The sequence below is a fragment of the Sphingomonas spermidinifaciens genome (assembly GCF_002351485.1).
Classification (GTDB): domain Bacteria; phylum Pseudomonadota; class Alphaproteobacteria; order Sphingomonadales; family Sphingomonadaceae; genus Sphingomonas; species Sphingomonas spermidinifaciens.
Window position 1 is genome coordinate 655,076 of the sequence record NZ_NWMW01000001.1, and the last position, 19,180, is coordinate 674,255.

The following is a 19,180-nucleotide window of genomic DNA, read 5'->3' on the forward strand; positions in this document are numbered from 1 at the left end:
CCTTGGGCGAAACCTTGGCGGCTAAAAGCGCGCGTCGATGCCGATCCGGAAGGTGCGCGGGCGCAGCGGCGTCACCTGGTCGCGCCCGGTGGTGAACGGCGTGCCGAGCGCGAACCGGTTGCCGCGCGTGTCCAGCAGGTTGGCCACCGTCGCTGACAGGCCGAACCGCCCGATCGCGAAGCGCGCCGTCACTTCGGTATCGACATAGCTGCCCTGGCGCTGGCCCAGCACGGGGCCGACACCCAGCCGCGACGGGCCGATATAGCGCGCCCAGCCATCGACGGTCAGGTCGCCCTCGCCCACCCGTGCCTCGTAGATCGCGCCGAGCCGCGTTGTCACGCCGGCGATGTTCGGGATCTGCTCCAGCCGGGCGAGCGCCATCATGCGGGCGGACTCGGGACCGGGCGCAGCCTGCGTGGCGACGGCGAGCGCGACCAACTCGCTCGACGGCTCGCTGATGCGTCCGTCGTTGAGCGACAGCGCGCCCTCGACCCGCAGTCCGTCGATCGGCCGCACCCCCGCCGCCGCCTCGAGCGTCCACAGGCGGCCGTTGCCGATATTGGCGGTGCTCGGCAGGCCCGTGCCATCGATGAAATCGGCCTGAATGTTGCGCCACGCGGCGCGCGCGCCGGTCAGGCGCAGGTCGAAGGCGGGCGCGACATAACGCGCCCCCGCCTCGATCGTCGCAACCCGGTCATTGCGGAATTGGCGGACGGTATCGCCCTCGATGGCAAGGCCGCCGGGGCGGAAGCCCTGCTGGTAGCGCGCGAACAGCTTCAGCCGCGGCGAGGCGTCGAACAGCGCGGCGGCGGCGGGCAGGATGATCGTCTGCGTTCGCCGCGCCTCGGCATCGGCGAGGAAGACGGGCCGCCGATCGACCGCCACGTCCGCGCCGCGCCCGTCGAGCCGCGAGTGCGTGGCGCGAAGACCCGCGGTGACGAGCAGCCGACCGATCGGGCGGAAGCTGCCCTCGCCATACGCCGTCCATTCGGTGACGCCGTTGATTACGCCCGTCGTCGGCTGGCGCCGCCCATTCGCATCGCCGAGCAGCCGCAGCAGGCGCGAGCGATTGTGGATATAGCTGATCCCGGCGAGCCAGCCTGACCCGTCCTCGGCGGTCTGCCAAGCGCGCGTCTCGTTGGCCTGCATTCGCGTCCGGTTGGTCTGCTCGAACACGCGCGGCGGCCCGCCCGGCGCCGTCGCGTCATAGCGTTCGCGAAGGTCGTGCGCAGTAATGCCGCTGGTCGAACGCAGCTTCACCTCGCCGATGCGACCCGACACGACGAGCTGTCCCTGCGCATAATCGGCGCTAAACCCCTCGGTCACGGGCGCCGAGCGGGTGAGCGGCGGGCCGTCCCGGTCGGCATATTGACTGTCGTCGCCGCGAATGCGCTGGCCGATACCGATCAGCTCGGCGCTCCAGTCGCCGGCCAGGTCGACGTGCAACGTCGCGCGGCCGCCGTCGATCGTCGTGCGGTTGACGTCGGTGCGGCCGAGCAGCGGCTTGTCGATATAGCCGCCCTCGACATTGTGGCCGCCGACCAAGCGCACGGCGACGCGATCGGCGACAATCGGCAGGTTGACGACCGCCTGCGCGTCATAGCCGGGCCGTCCGTGCGTGGTCGCCACCGCGCCGACGACGATGCTGCCGGTCGCCCGGTCCAGCTCGACGGGATTGGGCACCAGCCGGATGAGGCCGCCGAGCGACCCGGCGCCATAGAGCGTCCCCTGCGGCCCCTCCAGCACCTCGACCGACGCGAGGTCGGCGAGGCGCAGGTCGGGATCGGGTGCGTTGTAGCTGAGGCGCAGGTCGCCATAATATTGGCCGACGGTCGCCTGGGTGGGGCCGGTGAAGCTCGAATCGGCAATGCCGCGGATGAACAGCTTGTTGCGTCCCGCGCCCAGATAGGTCGAGGTGACGCTGGTCAGCCGCTGGACGAGGCGGTTGGTGCCGCCCGCGCCGCCGCGCTCGAGTTCCTTGCCGGAGACGGTCGCGACCTGCCCGGCGAAATGATCTCGCGTCGTGTCGCGCTTGCTGGCGGTGACGATGATATCGGCGGGCTGCGGCGGCGGGGCCGGAGCGACGGCGCGACCTGACCGGCGCGGGCGCGGCGGCCGGACCCGCGCCACCGGGGCGGGAACCAGCCGCCAGCCGACCGAGCCGATCCGCTCGACCCTGGCACCCGCGCGCCGGGCGAGCGCGGCAAGCGCCGCCTCGATCGACAGCCGCCCGCGCAGCGCGGGCATGCGGCGCGCCCAGAGGCCCGCATCGGGCACGACGATGCTCGATCGCGCCTCCCGCGCGAGCGCCGTCACCTGCTGTCCCAGCGTGCCAGCCGGCAGATTAAGCGCCAGCGAGTCGGCGCGCACCGCCGGCGCCGCCGCCAGCAGCGCGACCGCCACCACGCCACCGGCCACGCGCCTCACCGCGGCGCGTCCAGCGTCCAGCCACCCCCGTCGCGCCGTATCTCGACGCCCAGCAGCTCGCCGAGCAACCGGGGATCGCGGCGCAGCGGCGCCAGCTCGATCGAGCCATTGAAAGGCCGGGTGCCGACCGCGGGTGCAGCAGCCACCGCGACGCCCAGATGGCGCGACAGCGCCGCCGCCACCTCGTCCAGCGTCGCATCGCTGAAGGTCAGGAGTCCCTCGCGCCAGCCGCCGATCTCGGCCACATCCTGTCGCTCGCGGCGGAGCGCCCGGCCGTCGGAGACCACCGCCTGCCCCGGATCGAGCCGCAGGCTGCGCCCGCCGCCGCCGACCATCACCGCGCCTTCGGAAACGGCGACGCGCGTGCGGCCACCGCCCGTGCGCACATCGAACACGGTGCCGAGATCGACGAGCGTCAGGTCGCCCGCGCGCACCCGGAACGGCATGGCGGCGTCGTGCCGCACCGTGAACAGCATGTCGCCCGCCTCGACCGCGGCGCTGCGCGGGTCGGCGCCGTCGAGGCGCACGCGCGATCCGCCCGCCAGCGTGATGCTGCTGCCGTCGGCCAGCTCGACGGTGCGCTGCTCGCCGGGGCGGGTGGCGACGGTGTAGCTCTGGTCGCGCTGGCTCCAGACGCCGAGGCCGACGCTCCCGACCAGCGCGGCCGCGATTGCGGCGCTCATCCAGCCGCGGCGACTGCGCGGCGGCGGCGGGGCGGCGAGCGGGCGGCGATCCTCGCTCGCGGGCGGTGCCGCCACGGGAATCGCGCGCGTCATCCGCTCGAGCTCGACCACCGCGCGGTCATAGCGCCCGGCACGCGCCGGGTCGCCTTCGAGCCAGGCCGTGAACGCCTCCCAATCGGCCTCGGGATCGGTCATGCGGAGCGCCCAGTCGAGCGCTTCGCCATCGACCGGTCCCGTGTCGCCTTCGCCCCCGAACGCGGTCATCGGATTTCGTCCTTCAGCTTCAGCAAGGCCCGCGCGACGTCGCGCAGGTCGCTCTCGACGGTACTCAGGCTGACGCCGAACTCCTCGGCCACCCGGCGCTGCGGCACGCCATCGAGGCGGACGCGGCGGAAGATCGCCGATTTGCGCTCCCCCATCGCCGCCAGCACCGCGGCGGCGCGCGCGGTTTCCTGGCGCGCGCTGACCTCGCGTTCGGGACTGGGCGCGCGGCCGTCGAGCGGGTGGCGATCCTCCTCCCACAGCTGATCGCGGCGCTCGGCCTGTCGGCGCGAGCGATAGCGGTCGATCATCAGGAGATCGGCAGCGCGATAGAGATAGGCGACGGGGTTGGCGATCGGACCGTCGGCGCGCGTGCCGAGCTTGATCCAAAGGTCCTGTACCAGATCCTCCGCTGCCTCGCCCGCACCGCGCGCGCGCAGAAAGCGCAGCAGCTTGTCGCGATGGTCCAGAAAGACGGCTTCGAGGCCGGTGGGCGGCATGGCGCGCGGCGCGATCCTTGATGAGGAAGCGGCGCTTCTAACGGCCGACTGCCGCTCGGGAAAGTCGGGCGATAAAGGACGAATCCCCGCCGGTCCCCGCCCTGCCTCTGTCCGGCGAGTCGATGCCGGCACGGCGTCGCCCGCGTCGCTCCGGTCGATGGTCGTCATCCCTAATCCGCGCGCATACATCGAAACGTCCCTGTCCTCGCACGAAAGACGGAGACGCGGATGCCGGACCTTGGCAGCCGATGCGCCCGCGGCATGCGTTGACCGAATGCACGCCGCCCAACCGTCCGACCGCCCCTCCACCGACCGCATGCCCCATGCGCTGGCGGGTTGAACCCTTGCCGATTCAAGGCTTTTAGAGGTCGATGATGTTCCGCCTCCTTGCTTCCGCGGCCCTGTTGCTTTCCGGCAGCGCGACCGCGCCGCTGCTCGCAGCCGACACCGCACCGTTCGACCTGCAGGGGCCGGACCTGCGCATCCGCGTCACCCGCGGCAACATGACGCTGCCGATCGCCGAGGTGCCCGAACTGTCGCCAGGCGACCGGATCGAGATCGCCGCCGATCTGCCCGAGGATCAGCGCGCGCGCTTCGTCCTCGTCTCCGCCTTCCTGAGCGGCGCGACCAATCCGCCGCCGCGCGACTGGATCCGCTCGGCCGAGACTTGGAAGCGCAAGGACAAGGACCGCATTCTCTCCCTGACGGTCCCTAAGGGCGCGCGCCAGGTCGCGCTGTTCCTCGTGCCCCAGACCGGCGGCGCCGAGGGGACGATCGCCGGCGCGATTCGCGGCAAGCCGGGCGAATTCGTCCGCGCGCTCCAGGCGATGAACCGCGCCTCGCTCGACCGCTCACGCCTCGACGCCTTCGTCGCGGCGGTCCGGGCGGAGGGCGACGCCGATCCCGCGCAGCTGCGCCGCATCGCCCCTACGCTCGCCAAGAGCCTGTCGATCAAGCTCAATGCCGAATGCGTCGACAAGGTGATCGAGAACCAGGTCGCCTGTCTGCTCGAGAACCGCGACGCGCTGGTGCTCGCCGACGTCCACAGCAGCTCGCTCGCCGAAACGCTCGCCGGCGCGCCGACCAATCTCGCGCTGCAACTAAGCTACACGCGCGAGGCGGGGTTCGGTTATTACAGCCAGTATATCGCGGTCGTGCGCGACATCGCCCGGCTGTTCGGCGCGTTCGGCAATCCGCAATTCCGCTACCTGCCAGCGCTCGGCATCCGGCAGGGCGACCGGCTGTCGCTGCTGCTCAACGCCGCGCCCTCTTTCGCCAAGCCAAAGTCGGTGCTCGCGGCGGCGCTGCCCGCGATCGGCGCCGACAGCCCGCCGCGCCTGCGCGCCGCCGGCGACGCACCGCTTTGCGGGGCTGATCCCGACCTGGTCCTCCCGGTCGAGGGCGCGCCGCTCGTTTTCTCCACCGCCTTCGCGCGCGACATGACGCTCCGGATCGGCACTGCCGACACGCCGGTGCGCGCCCGTGCCGATCGAGGCGGCTATGTCCTTGAGTCGCCGATCGCCGTGGCATCGGGCGGCAGCGTCGAGGCTCGGCTACGCGGCCGCTGGGGCTTCGACGCGCTCGACGGCCCGGCGTTCCGGCTGCAATTCCCCGACGATCGCGGCTGGGCCGCCGCCGATGGCGCGTCGCTGGTCGTCGGGCGCGACGAGAGCGTCGAGGTTCGGGGCACCGCCCCCGCCTGCGTCACCGGCGTCACGATGCGCGTGGGCGACGGCCCCGCGCAGACCGTGGCCTTCGAGGCGCGGGGCGAGCGCGCGCTGGCGCTCAAGCTGCCGCTCAAGGACGTGAGGCCCGGCACCGTCGCGATCGAGGTGCGCCAGCATGGCCGAGCCACCCCCGCCACCCTCTCGATCAAGGCCTATCGCGAGGCAAGTCGCATCGATGCGGTCAAGATCCATGCCGGCGACGCCGCGGCCGAGCTGTCGGGTCAGCGCCTCGACCTGGTCGAGCGCGTACAGATCGGCGCGCTCGATGCCCGGCCCGCGGGGCTGACGCGCGACGCCCGGCTCGACCGGCTGCGTGTCGAGGGGAGCGGCGCGGCACCCGAACCCGGTGGCGTCACCGCCCGCGTGGCGCTGAGCGACGGGCGCACGCTGTCGGTCCCCGTGACGGTGCGTGCCCCCCGCATCCGCGTCGCGCTGATCGACCGCAGCGTCCGCCCGGGCGCGGCGGACCGCCTGACCGTGGCCGACGACGGCGGCGAACCGCTGCTGCCCGCATCAGGCCAGCTGCGCTTTTCGATCCGCGCGGTCGGCGGTTCGTTCGCCGCGACCGACGCGATCGAGGTCGCCGCGCCGCAGGGCGACCCGCTGCGGATCGCCATGGGGCCGCAACTCGCACTTCAGGGGCGCGACGTGCTGGTCGCGACGCTCGATCCTGCGGCGCTCGGCCCCGCCGCCTTCGGCCCGCTCCGCTTTCGCGTAGTCCATGGCGACGAGGCGAGCGACTGGCAGCCGCTGGCGCAGCTCGCCCGCCTGCCCGCGATCGAGTCGGTGCGCTGCGGCGAGCCGCGCGGGCGTTGCACCGTTACCGGCGACGCGCTGTTCCTGATCGATGCAATCGCCGCGACGCGCGACTTCGCCGACCCGGTCAAGCTGCCCGACGGCTTCACCGGCGGTTCGATCGAGGTGCCCGCGCCGGCGAAAGGGCCGCTGTTCGCGCGGCTGCGCGATGCACCGGCGAAGACCCTGACGCTGCCGGTCGGCGACGGCGCGGGTACGGCGCAGTGACGCCGCCCGCGCCCGGCGCTTGCGTTGCGGCGCGCAAAGGCGCATGGGGGCGGCGTTCATGACAATCGAAACCCTCCCCCCGCTTCTGTCGGAAGCGCTCGCCGCGCGTGGATATGACACGCTGACCGCCGTCCAGGCCGCCGTCCTCGAACAGCCCGACCCCGCGCGCGATCTGATCGTCTCGGCCCAGACCGGCTCGGGCAAGACCGTCGCCTTCGGCCTCGGCCTTGCCGCGCAGCTGATCGAGAATGACGCGCTCGTCCGCAGCGACACGCCGCTCGCGCTCGTCGTCGCCCCCACGCGCGAACTCGCGCTGCAGGTCAGCCGCGAGCTGACGTGGCTCTATGAAAAGGCGGGCGCCCGCATCGCCACCTGCGTCGGGGGGATGGACGCCGCCAAGGAGCGCCGCACGCTCCAGCGCGGCGCGCACATCGTCGTCGGCACGCCGGGCCGCCTGCGCGACCATCTCGAACGCGGCGCCCTTGACCTCTCCGCCCTGCGCGCCGTCGTCCTCGACGAGGCCGACGAGATGCTCGACATGGGCTTTCGCGAGGATCTGGAAGAGATCCTCGACCTCACGCCCGAGCACCGCCGCACGCTCCTCTTCTCGGCAACGATGCCCAAGTCGATCGTCGCGCTGGCCCGCCGCTATCAGCGCGATGCCGAACGGATCTCGACCGTCGGCGAGGATCGCGGGCATGGCGACATCGAATATCAGGCGGTCGCCATCTCCCCCGCCGATATCGAGCATGCCGCGATCAACCTCCTCCGTCTGCATGAGGCGGAGACGGCGATGCTGTTCTGCGCGACGCGCGACAATGTCCGCCACCTCCACGCCAGCCTGACCGAGCGGGGGTTCGCTGCGGTCGCGTTGTCGGGCGAGCACAGCCAGAATGAGCGCAACGCCGCGCTTCAGGCGCTTCGCGACGGCCGCGCGCGCGTCTGCGTCGCGACCGACGTCGCCGCACGGGGCATTGATCTGCCGACTCTCAGCCTCGTCATCCATGTCGAGCTACCGCGCGATGCCGAGACACTCCAGCACCGTTCGGGTCGCACCGGCCGCGCGGGGCGCAAGGGCACCGCGGTGCTCATCGTCCCCTATCCCCGCCGCCGCCGCGTCGACATGATGCTGCGCTCGGCTCGCATCGCCGCCGAATGGACGACCGCGCCGACGCCCGAGGACATTCGCGCCAAGGACCGCGAGCGGATGCTGGCGACGCTGCTCATCCCCGTCGAGGCGGACGAGGACGATCGCGCGCTCGCGGCGCAGCTCCTCGAGGCGATGAGCGCCGAGGACATCGCCGCCGCATATGTGCAGAGCGTCCGCGCCAAGCTCCCCGCGCCCGAGGAAATGGTAGAGGCGGCCCCGCGCGATCCGGCGACCGCGCATCACCGCCCGGGCTTCGACGACGTGGTCTGGTTCCGCATGGACATCGGCCGGCGTCACAATGCCGATCCGCGCTGGATCCTCCCCCTGCTCTGCCGTCGCGGGCGGATCACCAAGAACGAGATCGGCGCGATCCGCATCCTGCCGGCCGAGACCTGGTTCCAGGTTCCGAGCGCCATCGCGCCCAAGTTCGCCAGCGCCGTCCAGCGGAGCGGCGACCCGCAGGCCGATGACGAGAGCGGCGTCCGGATCGAGCGCGCCGAGGGCCAGCCGCCCAGTCCCGGCGGTCCTCGCGGTGAGCGCACCGGCGCGCCGCAGGGTCGCCCGCCTTATCGCGCCAAGCCCGCGGGCGGTCGCCCTCAGCACAAGCCCCGCCGCCCCCGCTGATGCCGCTACGCATCCTCGTCGATGCCGATGCCTGCCCGGTGAAGGACGAGGTGTACCGCGTGGCGCTCCGCCACGAGGTGCCGGTGACGATCGTCAGCAACAGTCCGATCCGCGTGCCCCAGCACGAGCTGATCGGCCGCGAGGTAGTGGGCGACGGCTTCGACGCCGCCGACGACTGGATCGCCGAGCGGGTCGGTGCGGCCACGATCGTCATCACCGCCGACATCCTCCTTGCCGATCGCTGCCTCAAGGCAGGCGGCACGGTGATCGCGCCCAATGGCAAGCCCTTCACTGCCGCTTCGATCGGCTCGGCGGTGGCCGTGCGCGCGATCATGGCCGACCTGCGCGCCGGGGGCGACCAGCTCGGCGGCCCGGCGCCGTTTTCGAAGACAGACCGCTCGCGCTTCCTCCAGTCGCTCGACGAGGCGCTGGTACGCCTGAAGCGCAAGGGATAAGGGCGGCGGCATGGCCGAACGCTTCGAACGACACCGCCAGCCCTGGACCGCCGACGAGATCCAGAAGCTCCACACCCTCGCCAAGAAGGGCATGGCGTTGAAGGCGATCGCCAAGGCGCTGACTCGCAGCGAAGAATCGGTGAAGGAGCGCGCCAAGGCCGACGGACTGTCGATCGCCAAGCTGCGCTGACATGAGCGACTATGACGCGATCGTGCTGGGGGCCGGTGCCGCCGGCCTGATGTGCGCGGGCGTCGCGGGGCAGCGCGGCCGACACGTGCTGGTGATCGACCATGCCGACCGGCCGGGCAAGAAGATCCTGATCTCGGGCGGCGGGCGCTGCAACTTCACCAATACCGGCACCGTCCCCGACCGCTTCGTGTCGGCCAACCCGCATTTCGCCCGCTCGGCGCTCGCCCGCTACACGCCCGCCGACTTCCTCGATCTGGTCGAGGCCTACGGCATCGCCTGGCACGAAAAGACGCTCGGCCAGCTCTTCTGCGACGGCTCCGCCCGGCAGATCGTCGAGATGCTCATGGCCGAGTGCGCCAAGGGCGGGGTCGAGGTCGCGCTCGGCCGGCCGATCACCGGCGTCGATCATGGCGATGGCCGCTTCCGCGTGACCTATGGCGAGCGCACCGTCAGCGCCCCAGCGCTCGTCATCGCGACCGGCGGTCCTTCGATCCCCAAGATGGGGGCGACCGGTTTCGCCTATGACCTCGCGCGCCGCTTCGGGCTCAAAGTGGTCGAGCCGCGCCCCGCCCTTGTCCCACTGACACTCGGCGGCGACGAACTCCTGTTCCGCGAATTGTCCGGGGTCGCAACCGAGGTGGTGGCGCGCGCGGGCACAGCCTCTTTCCGCGAGGCGGCGCTGTTCACGCATCACGGCCTGTCCGGCCCCGCCATCCTCCAGATCTCGACCTATTGGCGGCACGGCGATCCGATCGCGATCGACTTCCTGCCGGGTCGCGCGCTCGGCTGGCTCAAGCAGCTCAAGCGCGACGCGCCCCGCGCCACGGTTGCCCGCACGCTCGGCGCCGCGCTGCCCGAGCGGCTGGCGGCGGCGCTCGGCGAGCGGCTGGCGCTGACAGGCACCCTCGCCGACCTCTCTGACGCCAAGCTGGCGGCGGCCGAGACGCAGCTCGGCGCATGGCGCTTCAACCCCACGGGAACGCAGGGCTTCGCCAAGGCCGAGGTCACGGTCGGCGGCATCAGCACCGCCGAGCTGTCGTCGAAAACGATGGAAGCCCGCCGCCTCTCCGGCCTGTACGCCATCGGCGAGGCCGTCGATGTGACCGGCTGGCTCGGCGGGTACAATTTCCAATGGGCCTGGGCGAGCGGCGTTGCAGCGGGACAGGCGATCGCCGCCGCGTGATGCAGCAAGGGCGAAGACTGCGGTAATACCGTCAGTCGCGCCCCCAGGCTGCTCGCGCGCAAGATCGACGGTTGAGACTGTGCGACTTCGGCGCAACCCAGATCAAAGTCAGATGATCCAAGAAGCTGGAAATCAATGATATGTCGGGAAATCTATTAGGATCGACTTCGCCGGCAAAAAGTTGCATATCGTAGAGACTGAAATCGGGTCGCCCCGTTTACCATCCAACCAAATACAGGATTTCCTCATGTCCGAAGACGTCACGCTGAACGCAGTCGAGCTCGCCACCGAATTGACGATCGCTTGGCTCGGCAATCAGAACAACCGCGTGTCGGCCGAGGACGTGCCCGCTTTTCTGCGCACGATGCACTCGACCATCAATGAACTGTCGGAGGGGGGCCCGGCGGGCGAGCCGACCACTGATGCCGCTGCCACCGACGGCGAGTATGTCCCCGCGGTTTCGGTTCGCAAGTCGCTGGCGTCAAAGGACCACATCCTGTCGATGATCGACGGCAAGCCCTATCGGACGCTGCGCCGCCATCTGTCGACGCACGGCCTGACGCCCGAGGAATATCGTGCGCGCTACAATCTGAAGCCCGACTATCCGATGGTCGCGCCCAGCTATTCGGACGCACGCCGCGCGATGGCGAAGCAGATCGGCCTTGGCTCCAAGGGTCGCCAGGCGCGCGCCGGCGCAGCCAAGGACGCCGCTGCCACCGCGTCGGCCGCCCCCGCCCCGCGCCGCCGCAAGAAGGCCGAGGCAGCCGCCGAGTAATCCCCGGCCGCGGCGGACGTCAGCGCTTCACCTCGCGTCCGCCGCGGCATGCCGGCCCCGTCCGGCCCAGCGCCCAGCCGATCGCATTCTCCAGCAGCGTCACGTTCTTCGGATCGGTGTAACTCTCCGTCCGGTGGCCGATCGCCGAATAGAAGGATCGGCCGTTACCGACGCAGCGCGTCCAGGCGATCGGGTGATCGCCCATCTCCAGCTTTCCGGGCTGATAGGTCGCCTCGTCGATCGTCAGCAGGACATGGACGCCCTTGTCGCGTGGATTGGCGGGGAAGGAATACCATTCCTCGTTGAGCGACCAGCCGTCGCCCAGCCCCTTCGTTAACGGGCTGGCGGGGTCCTCCACGCGCAGCCGCGCGGTCTGGAACTGCGGTTTGCTCGGATGCCCGCCGAAGCGGGCGCTGACGAGCACGTCCGAATACCAGTCCCAGATATTGTGCGGATCGCCGGCCGCGCCGTGAAATCCGACAAAGCCCCCGCCCTTCTCGACATAGTCGCGCAGCGCCTGTCGCTGGCGTACGGTCAGCACGTCGCCGCTCACATTGTTCCAGACGACGGCACCGAACTGCTTGAGATAGCCGGGCGTGATCGCACCGGGATTGTCGGTGAACACCGCCTGCCACCCCTTGCGCGCGGCCATCGCCTTGAGCGCGGCGGTCGCGGCGTTGACCGACGGGGTATCCTTGAACCCGATGATCCGGTCGAAGACGAGGATTGCCGGCCGCCCCGGCTGCACGCGGTCGGCGGGCGGCGGCCCGTCGCTGTAGCGCGCGCAGCGGCGGCGGGTCGCCTCCGCATCGATCGGAATCGCCGCGAGCTTCGCGCGAAGGTCGGCCTGCTGCGCCGGGGCGAGTTGCTTATAGTCGCCCATCCCGCTCAGCGACACGATTGCCGAGAAGGTCGGCAACTGGGTGCCGCTGAAGAAGGGCGGCAGCTTCGCGAGGATTCCCGCCTGATCGAGCACCGCCCGCGCGCGCGGGTCGATCAGCAAGTCGATCAGCGGCGTCTCGATCGAATAGGGCGTCGTGGCGAGCGGGCAGTCGGGTACGGGCTGCGCCGCAGCTGGCAACGCGGCGGTCATCAGGCCGAGCCCGGCGACGGCGATCCGAAGGTGGCGCGACAGCGCGATGGTCATGCGATCCTCTCCCTGATGGCGCCGTGCGCCATTTGTCCGAGCATAGCCCAGCTTCCCTTCGGCGCAACGCCGGTCAGTTCGTCTCACATGATCGTCGCTTGGATCGTGACTTGTCGGGGCAAGCCGCGCTAAAGCCGCTGCCGCGCCCGGCCACGCCGGGTTTCTTGAGCGGAGCGACGATGACCGACCTCGACCCTGGCCTCAATCTTCCACGATGGAAGCGCGTGTGGCTCGGCATCGACAGCCGTACCCGCCTGCGCGAACGTCGCGGCCGGACATCGCGCCGGTGCAAGCCCGGCCAGCGCGGCAACGACAGCGCGCGCTTTTTTCGCGAATGGCTGCGCAATCCGGTCGCGACCGCCGCCGTCGCCCCCTCGGGCGATGCGCTGGTCGCCCTCATCACCCGCGAGATCGGCGGCTGGACCGGGCCGGTGCTCGAACTCGGGCCGGGCACGGGCGTGTTCACGCGTGCGCTTATTGCGCGCGGGGTCGAGGAGCGGAACCTGACGCTGGTCGAGCGCAATCCGGCCTTTGCCCAGCTGCTGCGCGAGCGGCATCCGCACGCCTCGATCCTCGTCGCCGATGCCGGCGAGCTGCAGACGGCGATCGGCGCCGACGTGTCGCCGTTCGGCGCGGTCGTCTGCGGCCTGGGGTTGCGCAACATGAAGCCGGCGCTGATCGAGGCGATCCTGTCGGGCGCATTCGCCCGTATGCGCCCTGGCGCCGCCTTCTATCTCTTCACCTATGGCCGGCGCTGCTCGGTGCCCGGCGAAATCCTCGACCGGCTCGGCCTTCACGCCCGTCGAATCGGCATCGCCTATCGCAACCTGCCGCCCGCCTCGGTCTTCAGGCTGACCCGGAGCTGAACGGTCCGATCGACAAGCCTTTCGCCGCCGCCGTCGGTCCTATAGGATGACGGAATGAAGATGGGTGACCTCGCGATGCGGCACGGCAATGACGATCTTTCCACGCTGGCCGCCGGCGTCGCGCCGCGGCCGCGCGTCGGTCGCCCTGCGGCCGGGCCTACGATGGTGCAGCAGGCCTATGACCACCTGCTGACGGCGCTGATGACGCTTCAGATCGCGCCGGGCGAGCGGATTGCGATCGATCAGGTCGCGCGCCGGCTCAACATCTCGCAGACCCCGATCCGTGAGGCGCTGAGCCAGCTCGAGGCCGAGAAGCTCGTCCACAAGCTGCCCAATGTCGGGTATCGCGCGAGCGCGCAGATGACGCGCGAGGAGGTTCGCGACCTCTACACGCTCCGCCAGCTGATCGAGCCCTATGCCGCCGCCCGCGCAGCCGAGGCAATGACAGAGGCAGCAGTCGAGGAACTCGAGGCGATCGACAAGGCGATGTCGAACGTGGGGGAGGACGCCGCCGGCGGCTATTCGCGCTTCGCCGAGGCCGACGACCGGCTCCACCGGCTGATCGCGACGTTGAGCGGCAATCGCCTGATCGCCGACACGGTTGAGCGGCTCCATGCGCATCTCCATATCTTTCGCGCGCTCTACAGCACCAACGCCCCGACCGAGGCGGCTGCGGAGCATCGCGCGATCATCGACGCGCTGATCGCCCGCGACGGCGCGACGGCGAGCAAGGCGGTTCGCACTCACCTCGAACGCTCGCAGCAGCGAATGGACCGGGTGCTGGCCGGCGACAGCGCTACGACCGCCTGATCGGCAGATGATCGCTTGACAGCCTAGGGCGCGCTGCGTACCCAAATCCTATAGGATAGGAAATGGAGAGGCGGATGCGGCGGCGACTGCGGCACAGCCTGCGAAGGGCAACATTGGGGCGGCTGGGTGCCGGCATCGCCATCATCGCGTTTATGGCGGGCGGCGCAAGCGCCGAGACCGTAGTGCTCGAGCATTTCACGCTGATCGACGGGACCGGCCGCGCGCCGCAGCGCGACCAGTCGCTCGTCATGGTCGATGGCCGCGTGACGCAGGTCGGCCCCGCGGCCCGCGTCAGGGCGCCTAAGGGCGCAGTGCGCGAGAACCTTCGCGGCAAGTTCCTGATGCCCGGCATCATCGACAGCCACGTTCATTTGGGGCTCGTCGACGGCATCGAGCAGAGCTTCCCCAAATACTACGACCGCGCCAATGTCGAGCAGCAGCTGAAGCTCTATGCCGCCTATGGCGTCACCTCGGTCTACACGCTCGGCACCGACGGCGACGAGATTCACACGATCATTGCCGACCAGCGCCGGATCGGCCGGATCGACGGCGCGCGGGCGTTCACCGCGGGGCGCGGCGTCGTCTACAAGGGCAGCTATGGCGGCGTTCCCGGCCTAGACCAGCAGGTCTCTACCCCCGCCGAGACGCAGGCGATGGTCCGGCGCGAAGTCGCCAAGGGCGACGACTTCGTCAAATTGTGGATGGATGATGAGTTCGGCGACGTTGCCGAACGCATGCCTTATTCTATCAGCAAGGCGGCGATCGATACCGCGCATGCGCTCGGCAAGAAGGCGGTCGGCCACATCTTCTATGCCGAAAATGCCGCGGGCCTTGTCGGCCAGGGCGTCGACGGCTTCATGCATCAGGTGCGCGACAAGCCCATCGATGTCGCTCTGATCGCCGACATGAAGACCAAGGGCACGTGGCAGCTCGCCTCGACGCTCAGCCGCGAAGCCTCGTTTACGTACCGCCTCCTCCCCTTCGTCGATGATCCATTCTTTCTGCGAGGGGTCGCGCCGACGACGATCGCGGCGCTCAAGAGCCCCGAACGTCAGGCGCGCCTGGCCGCAGGCCCGCACTTCGGCAAGTATCCAGCGGTGCTCGACATGGCGCTGAAGAACTTCGGGGCGATGGCGAAGGCGGGCATTCCTTTCGGCATGGGCACCGACAGCGGCCCGACAGCACGCTTTCCAGGCTATTTCGCGCATTGGGAATTGGAGCTGATGGTCAAGGCGGGGGTCACGCCGCTCCAGGCGCTGACCGCCGCCACCGGCACCAATGCGAAGTTTCTCAATGCCCGCGACATCGGCACCGTCGAGCGCGGCAAATGGGGCGACCTGCTCGTCCTCGACCGCGATCCCACCGCCGACATCCGGAACACGCGCAGCATCCGCGCGGTCTATGTCGCCGGGCGCAAGCAGCCGACAATCTGGCAGACCTGCACCGGCCGCGCCGCCGATGCCTGTGGACCGGCGCCGCAGTGACCGATCACGCCCTCGCCCCCGAAACTGCGGCGACCGGCGCGCGGCCCACGCGCGCGCGGCACGTCGTGCTGTGGCTGACGGTGCTCGCCTACCTCATCACCTATATGGACCGCGTCGTCATCGCGACCGCGGCCCCGTCGATCCAGCAGGAGTTCGGCTTTTCCGACAAGACGCTGGGCTGGATCTTCGCGTCCTTCTCGATCGCCTATGCGCTGTTCCAGATCCCCGGCGGCTGGCTGGGCGACCGGTTCGGACCGCGCCGCGCGCTGACCGGCGTGGTCGTCTGGTGGTCGACCTTCACCGCGCTGACCGCCACCACCTGGTCGGCGGGGTCGATGATGGTCACGCGCTTCCTGTTCGGCATGGGCGAGGCGGGTGCGTTTCCCATCGCCACGCGAAGCCTGTCGCGCTGGATGCTGCCGGCCGAGCGCGGCTGGGCGCAGGGCGTGACGCATGCCGGTGCGCGCCTTGGCGGCGCGGTGACGCCGGCGATCGTCGCGGCGCTCATCCTCGCCTTCGGCTGGCGAATGCCCTTCTTCCTCTTCGCACTGATCGGTCTCGGCTGGGCCGCGCTCTGGTTCTGGTATTATCGCGACACGCCGCGCGAGCATAAGTCGGTGAACGCAAGCGAGCTCGCGCTCATCGAAGGGGCGCTGGGCCAGGGCAAGGCGCGCGTCAGCGTGCCGTGGAAGCGGCTGCTGGCCCGCCCCCAGCTCTGGACGCTGTCGGCGATGTATTTCTGCTACGCCTATTGCATCAACATCTTCCTGACCTGGTTTCCCAAGTATCTCGCCGACGCCCGCGGCTTCGATATCGTCGCGATGGGCCTGTTCGCCAGCGCGCCGCTCGCCGCGGGGGTCGTCGGCGACATGGCGGGCGGGTGGTTCAGCGATCTGCTGGTCAAGCGCGGCGCCGGCCTCAAGATGGGTCGCCGTGTCGTCGCGATTGCGGGCTTCACGATCGCCGCTGTGATGATCCCCCTCGCCGCCGCCTCGGAAGAGCATGTCGCCAGTATCCTGTTCTTCTGCATCGCGCTGTTCGGGCTTGAGCTGACGGTGGGCGTCAGCTGGGCGGTCACGCTCGACATCGGCGGCGAATATGCGGGGTCGGTATCGGCGGTGATGAACACGCTGGGCAACAGCGGCGCGGCGATCGCCGCGGCGGTGACGGGCTACATCGTCGCCGCAAGCGGGTGGTTCGCCGCTTTCGCGGTGCTTGCCGTGCTCTGCGTGATCGCGGCGCTCCTCTTCACCCGCATCGACGCCTCGCGTCCGCTCTACGTCCCGGAACCTGAAGCATGAGCGACGACGACCGCACGCGCGCCGATCGGCGCACGATCCTGAAGTTTGCCGGGCTCGGCATGGGCGCGGCGGCGGTTCCGCTCGCCGCACAGCAGACCGATCCGATCCCGCAGCCGGGCGCCGCCCCCGTCCCTGCCCCGCCCGCCCCGCCCCAGCCACATGACATGGCGGCTCACGCGGCTGCGCCCAAGCCCGCGGGTGACGCCCCCCGCTTCGGCTACGTCTTCCTCGATGCCGAGGAAGCGGCGTTCGTCGAGGCGTTCGTCGACACGATCATCCCCGCCGACGAATATAGCCCGAAGGGCACGGAGCTGGGCGTCGCGACCTTCGTCGATCGCCAGCTCTATTCGGCCTGGGGCCAGGGCCGGAACATGTATCTCCAGGGTCCCTTCCAGGAAGGAACGCCCGAGCAAGGATACCAGATGGCGCTCGCTCCCGCCGACATCGTTCGGCACGGCATAGCCGACCTCAACGCCTGGGTTCGCAAGACCTATGCCGACAACAGCTTCGACACGGTGTCGGACGCCCAGCGCATCGAGATCGTCACCGCGCTCGAGGCGAACAAGATCGAACTGTCCGCCGTGCCGACGCCGGTCTTCTTCAACATGCTGTATCAGGTGACGACCGACGGTTTCTTTGCGGACCCCGTGCATGGCGGCAATCGCGGCAAGGCGTCGTGGAAGATGGTCGGCTATCCCGGGGTCGGCGAGATGTTCGCCGACAAGATCGCCGAATGGCGCGGCAAGCCCTTTCGCGTCGACGACCCCCAATCGATTCTGGATCTTAGCTGATGGCCACCCGTCTTCCCCCCGTAGACGTGGTGATCGTCGGCTCCGGTTGGACCGGCGGCATCGTCGCCAAGGAGCTGGCGCAGACCGGCCTCAAGATCCTGATGCTCGAACGCGGCAAGTTCCAGGACACCAATCCCGACTTCCTCGCGCCGCAGTCGCACGACGCGCTCAAATATTCGCGCCGCCTCGACCTCGCGCAGGACCTGTCGAAGGAGACGATTACCTTCCGCAACGACCGCGGCCAGACCGCGCTGCCGATGCGGCAATACGGCTTCTTCATCCCGGGTTCGGGCGTCGGCGGGTCGGGTGCGCACTGGTCAGGCCTCACCTGGCGTTGGGCCGAGTGGGAACACCGGATGCGCTCGGGGACGATCGAGAAATACGGCGCCGGCCTGATCCCCGAGGACATGACGATCCAGGACTGGCCGATCAGCTACAAGGACATCGAGCCCTATTACGACCGTTTCGAGAAGGTTTGCGGCGTCTCGGGCAAGGCCGGCAATCTGCGCGGGAAGATCCAGCCGGGCGGCAACCCGTTCGAGGCGCGGCGCCAGAACGAGTTTCCCCTGCCGCCAATGACGCCGACGCAGAGCATGACGATGTTCGAGGCGGCGACGAAGAAGCTCGGCTACCACCCCTTCCCCATTCCCGCCGCCAACTGCTCGACCGATTATGTCAATCCCGACGGCGTCGCGCTCGGCCAGTGCCATTATTGCGGCCATTGCACCAATTACGGCTGCGAGGCGAACGCCAAGGCCAGCCCGCATTTCACGATGATCCCGCTGGCGCGCGCGAACAAGGATTTCGAGCTGCGCACCAATGCGATGGTGCTCAAGGTCAACCTCGATTCGACGGGCAAGAAGGCGACCGGCGTCACCTATGCCGACGCGCGCGGGCGCGAGTTCGAGCAGCCCGCCGACCTGGTCGTCCTCGGGGCGTTCGTGATGAACAACGTTCAGCTGATGCTCCTCTCGGGCATCGGCAAGCCTTATGACCCGCAGACGGGCGAGGGCGTCGTCGGGCGCAACTATGCCTATCAGAGCCTGGGCGGGGCGCGGGTCGAGGTGCCGCGCGACGTCTATATGAACCCGTTCATGGGATCGGGCGCACTCGGCACCTGGATCGACGACTTTGCCGCCGACAATTACGACTTCGCAAAGGTCGGCTTCATCGGCGGCGCGGGGATCAGCGCCGGGCAAAACAGCGGCGACCCCCTCACCTACCGCCCCTCGACGCCTGGCGCGCCGCGCTGGGGTGCGGGGTGGAAGAAGGGGCTGGTCGAGGCGTACCAGCACACGATGAGCGTCGGGTTCCAGGGCGCGGTGATGTCGTACCGGCAGAACTATCTCGACCTCGACCCTACCTATCGCGACGCCTGGGGCCGGCCGCTCCTCCGCCTCACCTTCGACTGGCAGGCGAACGAGCACAAGATCATGGCGGCGACTTTTGCCACTTGCCAGCGGATCGCCGGCGAGATCAGCGGAAGGGCGCCTTCGACCGCGACGCCCGGCCGGGCGATGGCGGGGCGGCGCTTCAGCTCGGTGCCCTACCAGACCTCGCACAATACCGGCGGCGCCGTGTTCGGCGACGACCCGCGGACCAGCGCGGTCAACAAGTACATGCAGTCGTGGGACGTGCCCAACGTGTTCGTGCTGGGCGCCAGCGCGCTGCCGCAGAACGCCTCGCGCAATCCCACCGGGCCGGTCGGCGCGCTCGCCTTCTGGGCGGCCGACGCGATCCGCCAGCGATATCTGAAGCGCCCCGGGCGCCTCGTGTGACTTTG

At 69.8% G+C, this 19,180-nt stretch carries 16 protein-coding genes; 12 read left to right on the forward strand and 4 right to left on the reverse strand.

Annotated features, from left to right (window positions below):
• Positions 1-21: 21 nt before the first annotated feature.
• The 3 genes from COC42_RS03150 to COC42_RS03160 are packed head-to-tail and all read right to left on the reverse strand — an operon-like array spanning position 22 to position 3,871.
• Positions 22-2,427 carry a TonB-dependent receptor gene (locus COC42_RS03150; protein WP_245843785.1) on the reverse strand — a complete coding sequence of 802 codons (2,406 nt, stop codon included), beginning with the start codon at positions 2,425-2,427 and terminating at the stop codon, positions 22-24.
• A complete protein-coding gene (locus tag COC42_RS03155; RefSeq protein ID WP_096341806.1) occupies positions 2,424-3,374 on the reverse strand; it encodes a FecR family protein in 951 nt (316 codons plus the stop codon). The genes COC42_RS03150 and COC42_RS03155 overlap by 4 nt, the downstream gene beginning before the upstream one ends.
• Positions 3,371-3,871 (reverse strand): RNA polymerase sigma factor, encoded by a 501-nt coding sequence (locus tag COC42_RS03160; protein WP_096341807.1) that lies wholly within the window; start codon positions 3,869-3,871, stop codon positions 3,371-3,373. Before COC42_RS03160 ends, COC42_RS03155 begins: the two co-directional genes overlap by 4 nt.
• Before the next feature lie 374 nt (positions 3,872-4,245).
• Between COC42_RS03160 and COC42_RS03165 the strand changes: the two genes are divergently transcribed.
• From COC42_RS03165 to COC42_RS03190, 6 genes are all read left to right on the forward strand, one after another.
• Complete coding sequence (locus COC42_RS03165; RefSeq protein WP_245843786.1) at positions 4,246-6,621, forward strand: hypothetical protein; 2,376 nt, start codon at positions 4,246-4,248, stop codon at positions 6,619-6,621.
• A gap of 58 nt (positions 6,622-6,679) precedes the next feature.
• Positions 6,680-8,395 (forward strand): DEAD/DEAH box helicase, encoded by a 1,716-nt coding sequence (locus tag COC42_RS03170; RefSeq protein WP_096343060.1) that lies wholly within the window; start codon positions 6,680-6,682, stop codon positions 8,393-8,395.
• Positions 8,395-8,850 carry a YaiI/YqxD family protein gene (locus COC42_RS03175; protein WP_096341808.1) on the forward strand — a complete coding sequence of 152 codons (456 nt, stop codon included), beginning with the start codon at positions 8,395-8,397 and terminating at the stop codon, positions 8,848-8,850. Before COC42_RS03170 ends, COC42_RS03175 begins: the two co-directional genes overlap by 1 nt.
• 10 nt (positions 8,851-8,860) lie before the next feature.
• Positions 8,861-9,040, forward strand: coding sequence for a hypothetical protein (locus tag COC42_RS03180; RefSeq protein ID WP_096341809.1), 180 nt, complete (start codon positions 8,861-8,863; stop codon positions 9,038-9,040).
• A gap of 1 nt (position 9,041) precedes the next feature.
• Complete coding sequence (locus tag COC42_RS03185; protein WP_096341810.1) at positions 9,042-10,223, forward strand: BaiN/RdsA family NAD(P)/FAD-dependent oxidoreductase; 1,182 nt, start codon at positions 9,042-9,044, stop codon at positions 10,221-10,223.
• Between the two features lie 247 nt (positions 10,224-10,470).
• Positions 10,471-10,998, forward strand: a complete 528-nt coding sequence (locus COC42_RS03190) for a Ros/MucR family transcriptional regulator (RefSeq protein ID WP_096341811.1) — start codon at positions 10,471-10,473, stop codon at positions 10,996-10,998.
• Positions 10,999-11,017: 19 nt separating this feature from the next.
• Here COC42_RS03190 and COC42_RS03195 read toward each other — a convergent pair whose 3' ends face one another.
• A complete protein-coding gene (locus tag COC42_RS03195) occupies positions 11,018-12,145 on the reverse strand; it encodes a ThuA domain-containing protein (protein WP_176484546.1) in 1,128 nt (375 codons plus the stop codon).
• Positions 12,146-12,324: 179 nt separating this feature from the next.
• Between COC42_RS03195 and COC42_RS03200 the strand changes: the two genes are divergently transcribed.
• From COC42_RS03200 to COC42_RS03225, 6 genes are all read left to right on the forward strand, one after another.
• Complete coding sequence (locus COC42_RS03200; protein ID WP_096341812.1) at positions 12,325-13,011, forward strand: class I SAM-dependent methyltransferase; 687 nt, start codon at positions 12,325-12,327, stop codon at positions 13,009-13,011.
• Positions 13,012-13,065: 54 nt separating this feature from the next.
• The gene (locus COC42_RS03205; RefSeq protein WP_245843788.1) at positions 13,066-13,821 is read left to right on the forward strand and encodes a GntR family transcriptional regulator; all 756 of its coding nucleotides are present in this window, start codon (positions 13,066-13,068) and stop codon (positions 13,819-13,821) included.
• A 74-nt stretch (positions 13,822-13,895) separates the two neighbouring features.
• Positions 13,896-15,305 carry an amidohydrolase family protein gene (locus tag COC42_RS03210; RefSeq protein ID WP_096341813.1) on the forward strand — a complete coding sequence of 470 codons (1,410 nt, stop codon included), beginning with the start codon at positions 13,896-13,898 and terminating at the stop codon, positions 15,303-15,305.
• Positions 15,302-16,606, forward strand: a complete 1,305-nt coding sequence (locus COC42_RS03215) for an MFS transporter (RefSeq protein WP_096341814.1) — start codon at positions 15,302-15,304, stop codon at positions 16,604-16,606. Before COC42_RS03210 ends, COC42_RS03215 begins: the two co-directional genes overlap by 4 nt.
• On the forward strand, positions 16,603-17,397 hold the full coding sequence (locus COC42_RS03220) for a gluconate 2-dehydrogenase subunit 3 family protein (RefSeq protein ID WP_096341815.1): 795 nt from the start codon (positions 16,603-16,605) through the stop codon (positions 17,395-17,397). The genes COC42_RS03215 and COC42_RS03220 overlap by 4 nt, the downstream gene beginning before the upstream one ends.
• Positions 17,397-19,175 (forward strand): GMC family oxidoreductase, encoded by a 1,779-nt coding sequence (locus COC42_RS03225; RefSeq protein ID WP_096341816.1) that lies wholly within the window; start codon positions 17,397-17,399, stop codon positions 19,173-19,175. Before COC42_RS03220 ends, COC42_RS03225 begins: the two co-directional genes overlap by 1 nt.
• Positions 19,176-19,180 lie beyond the last annotated feature (5 nt).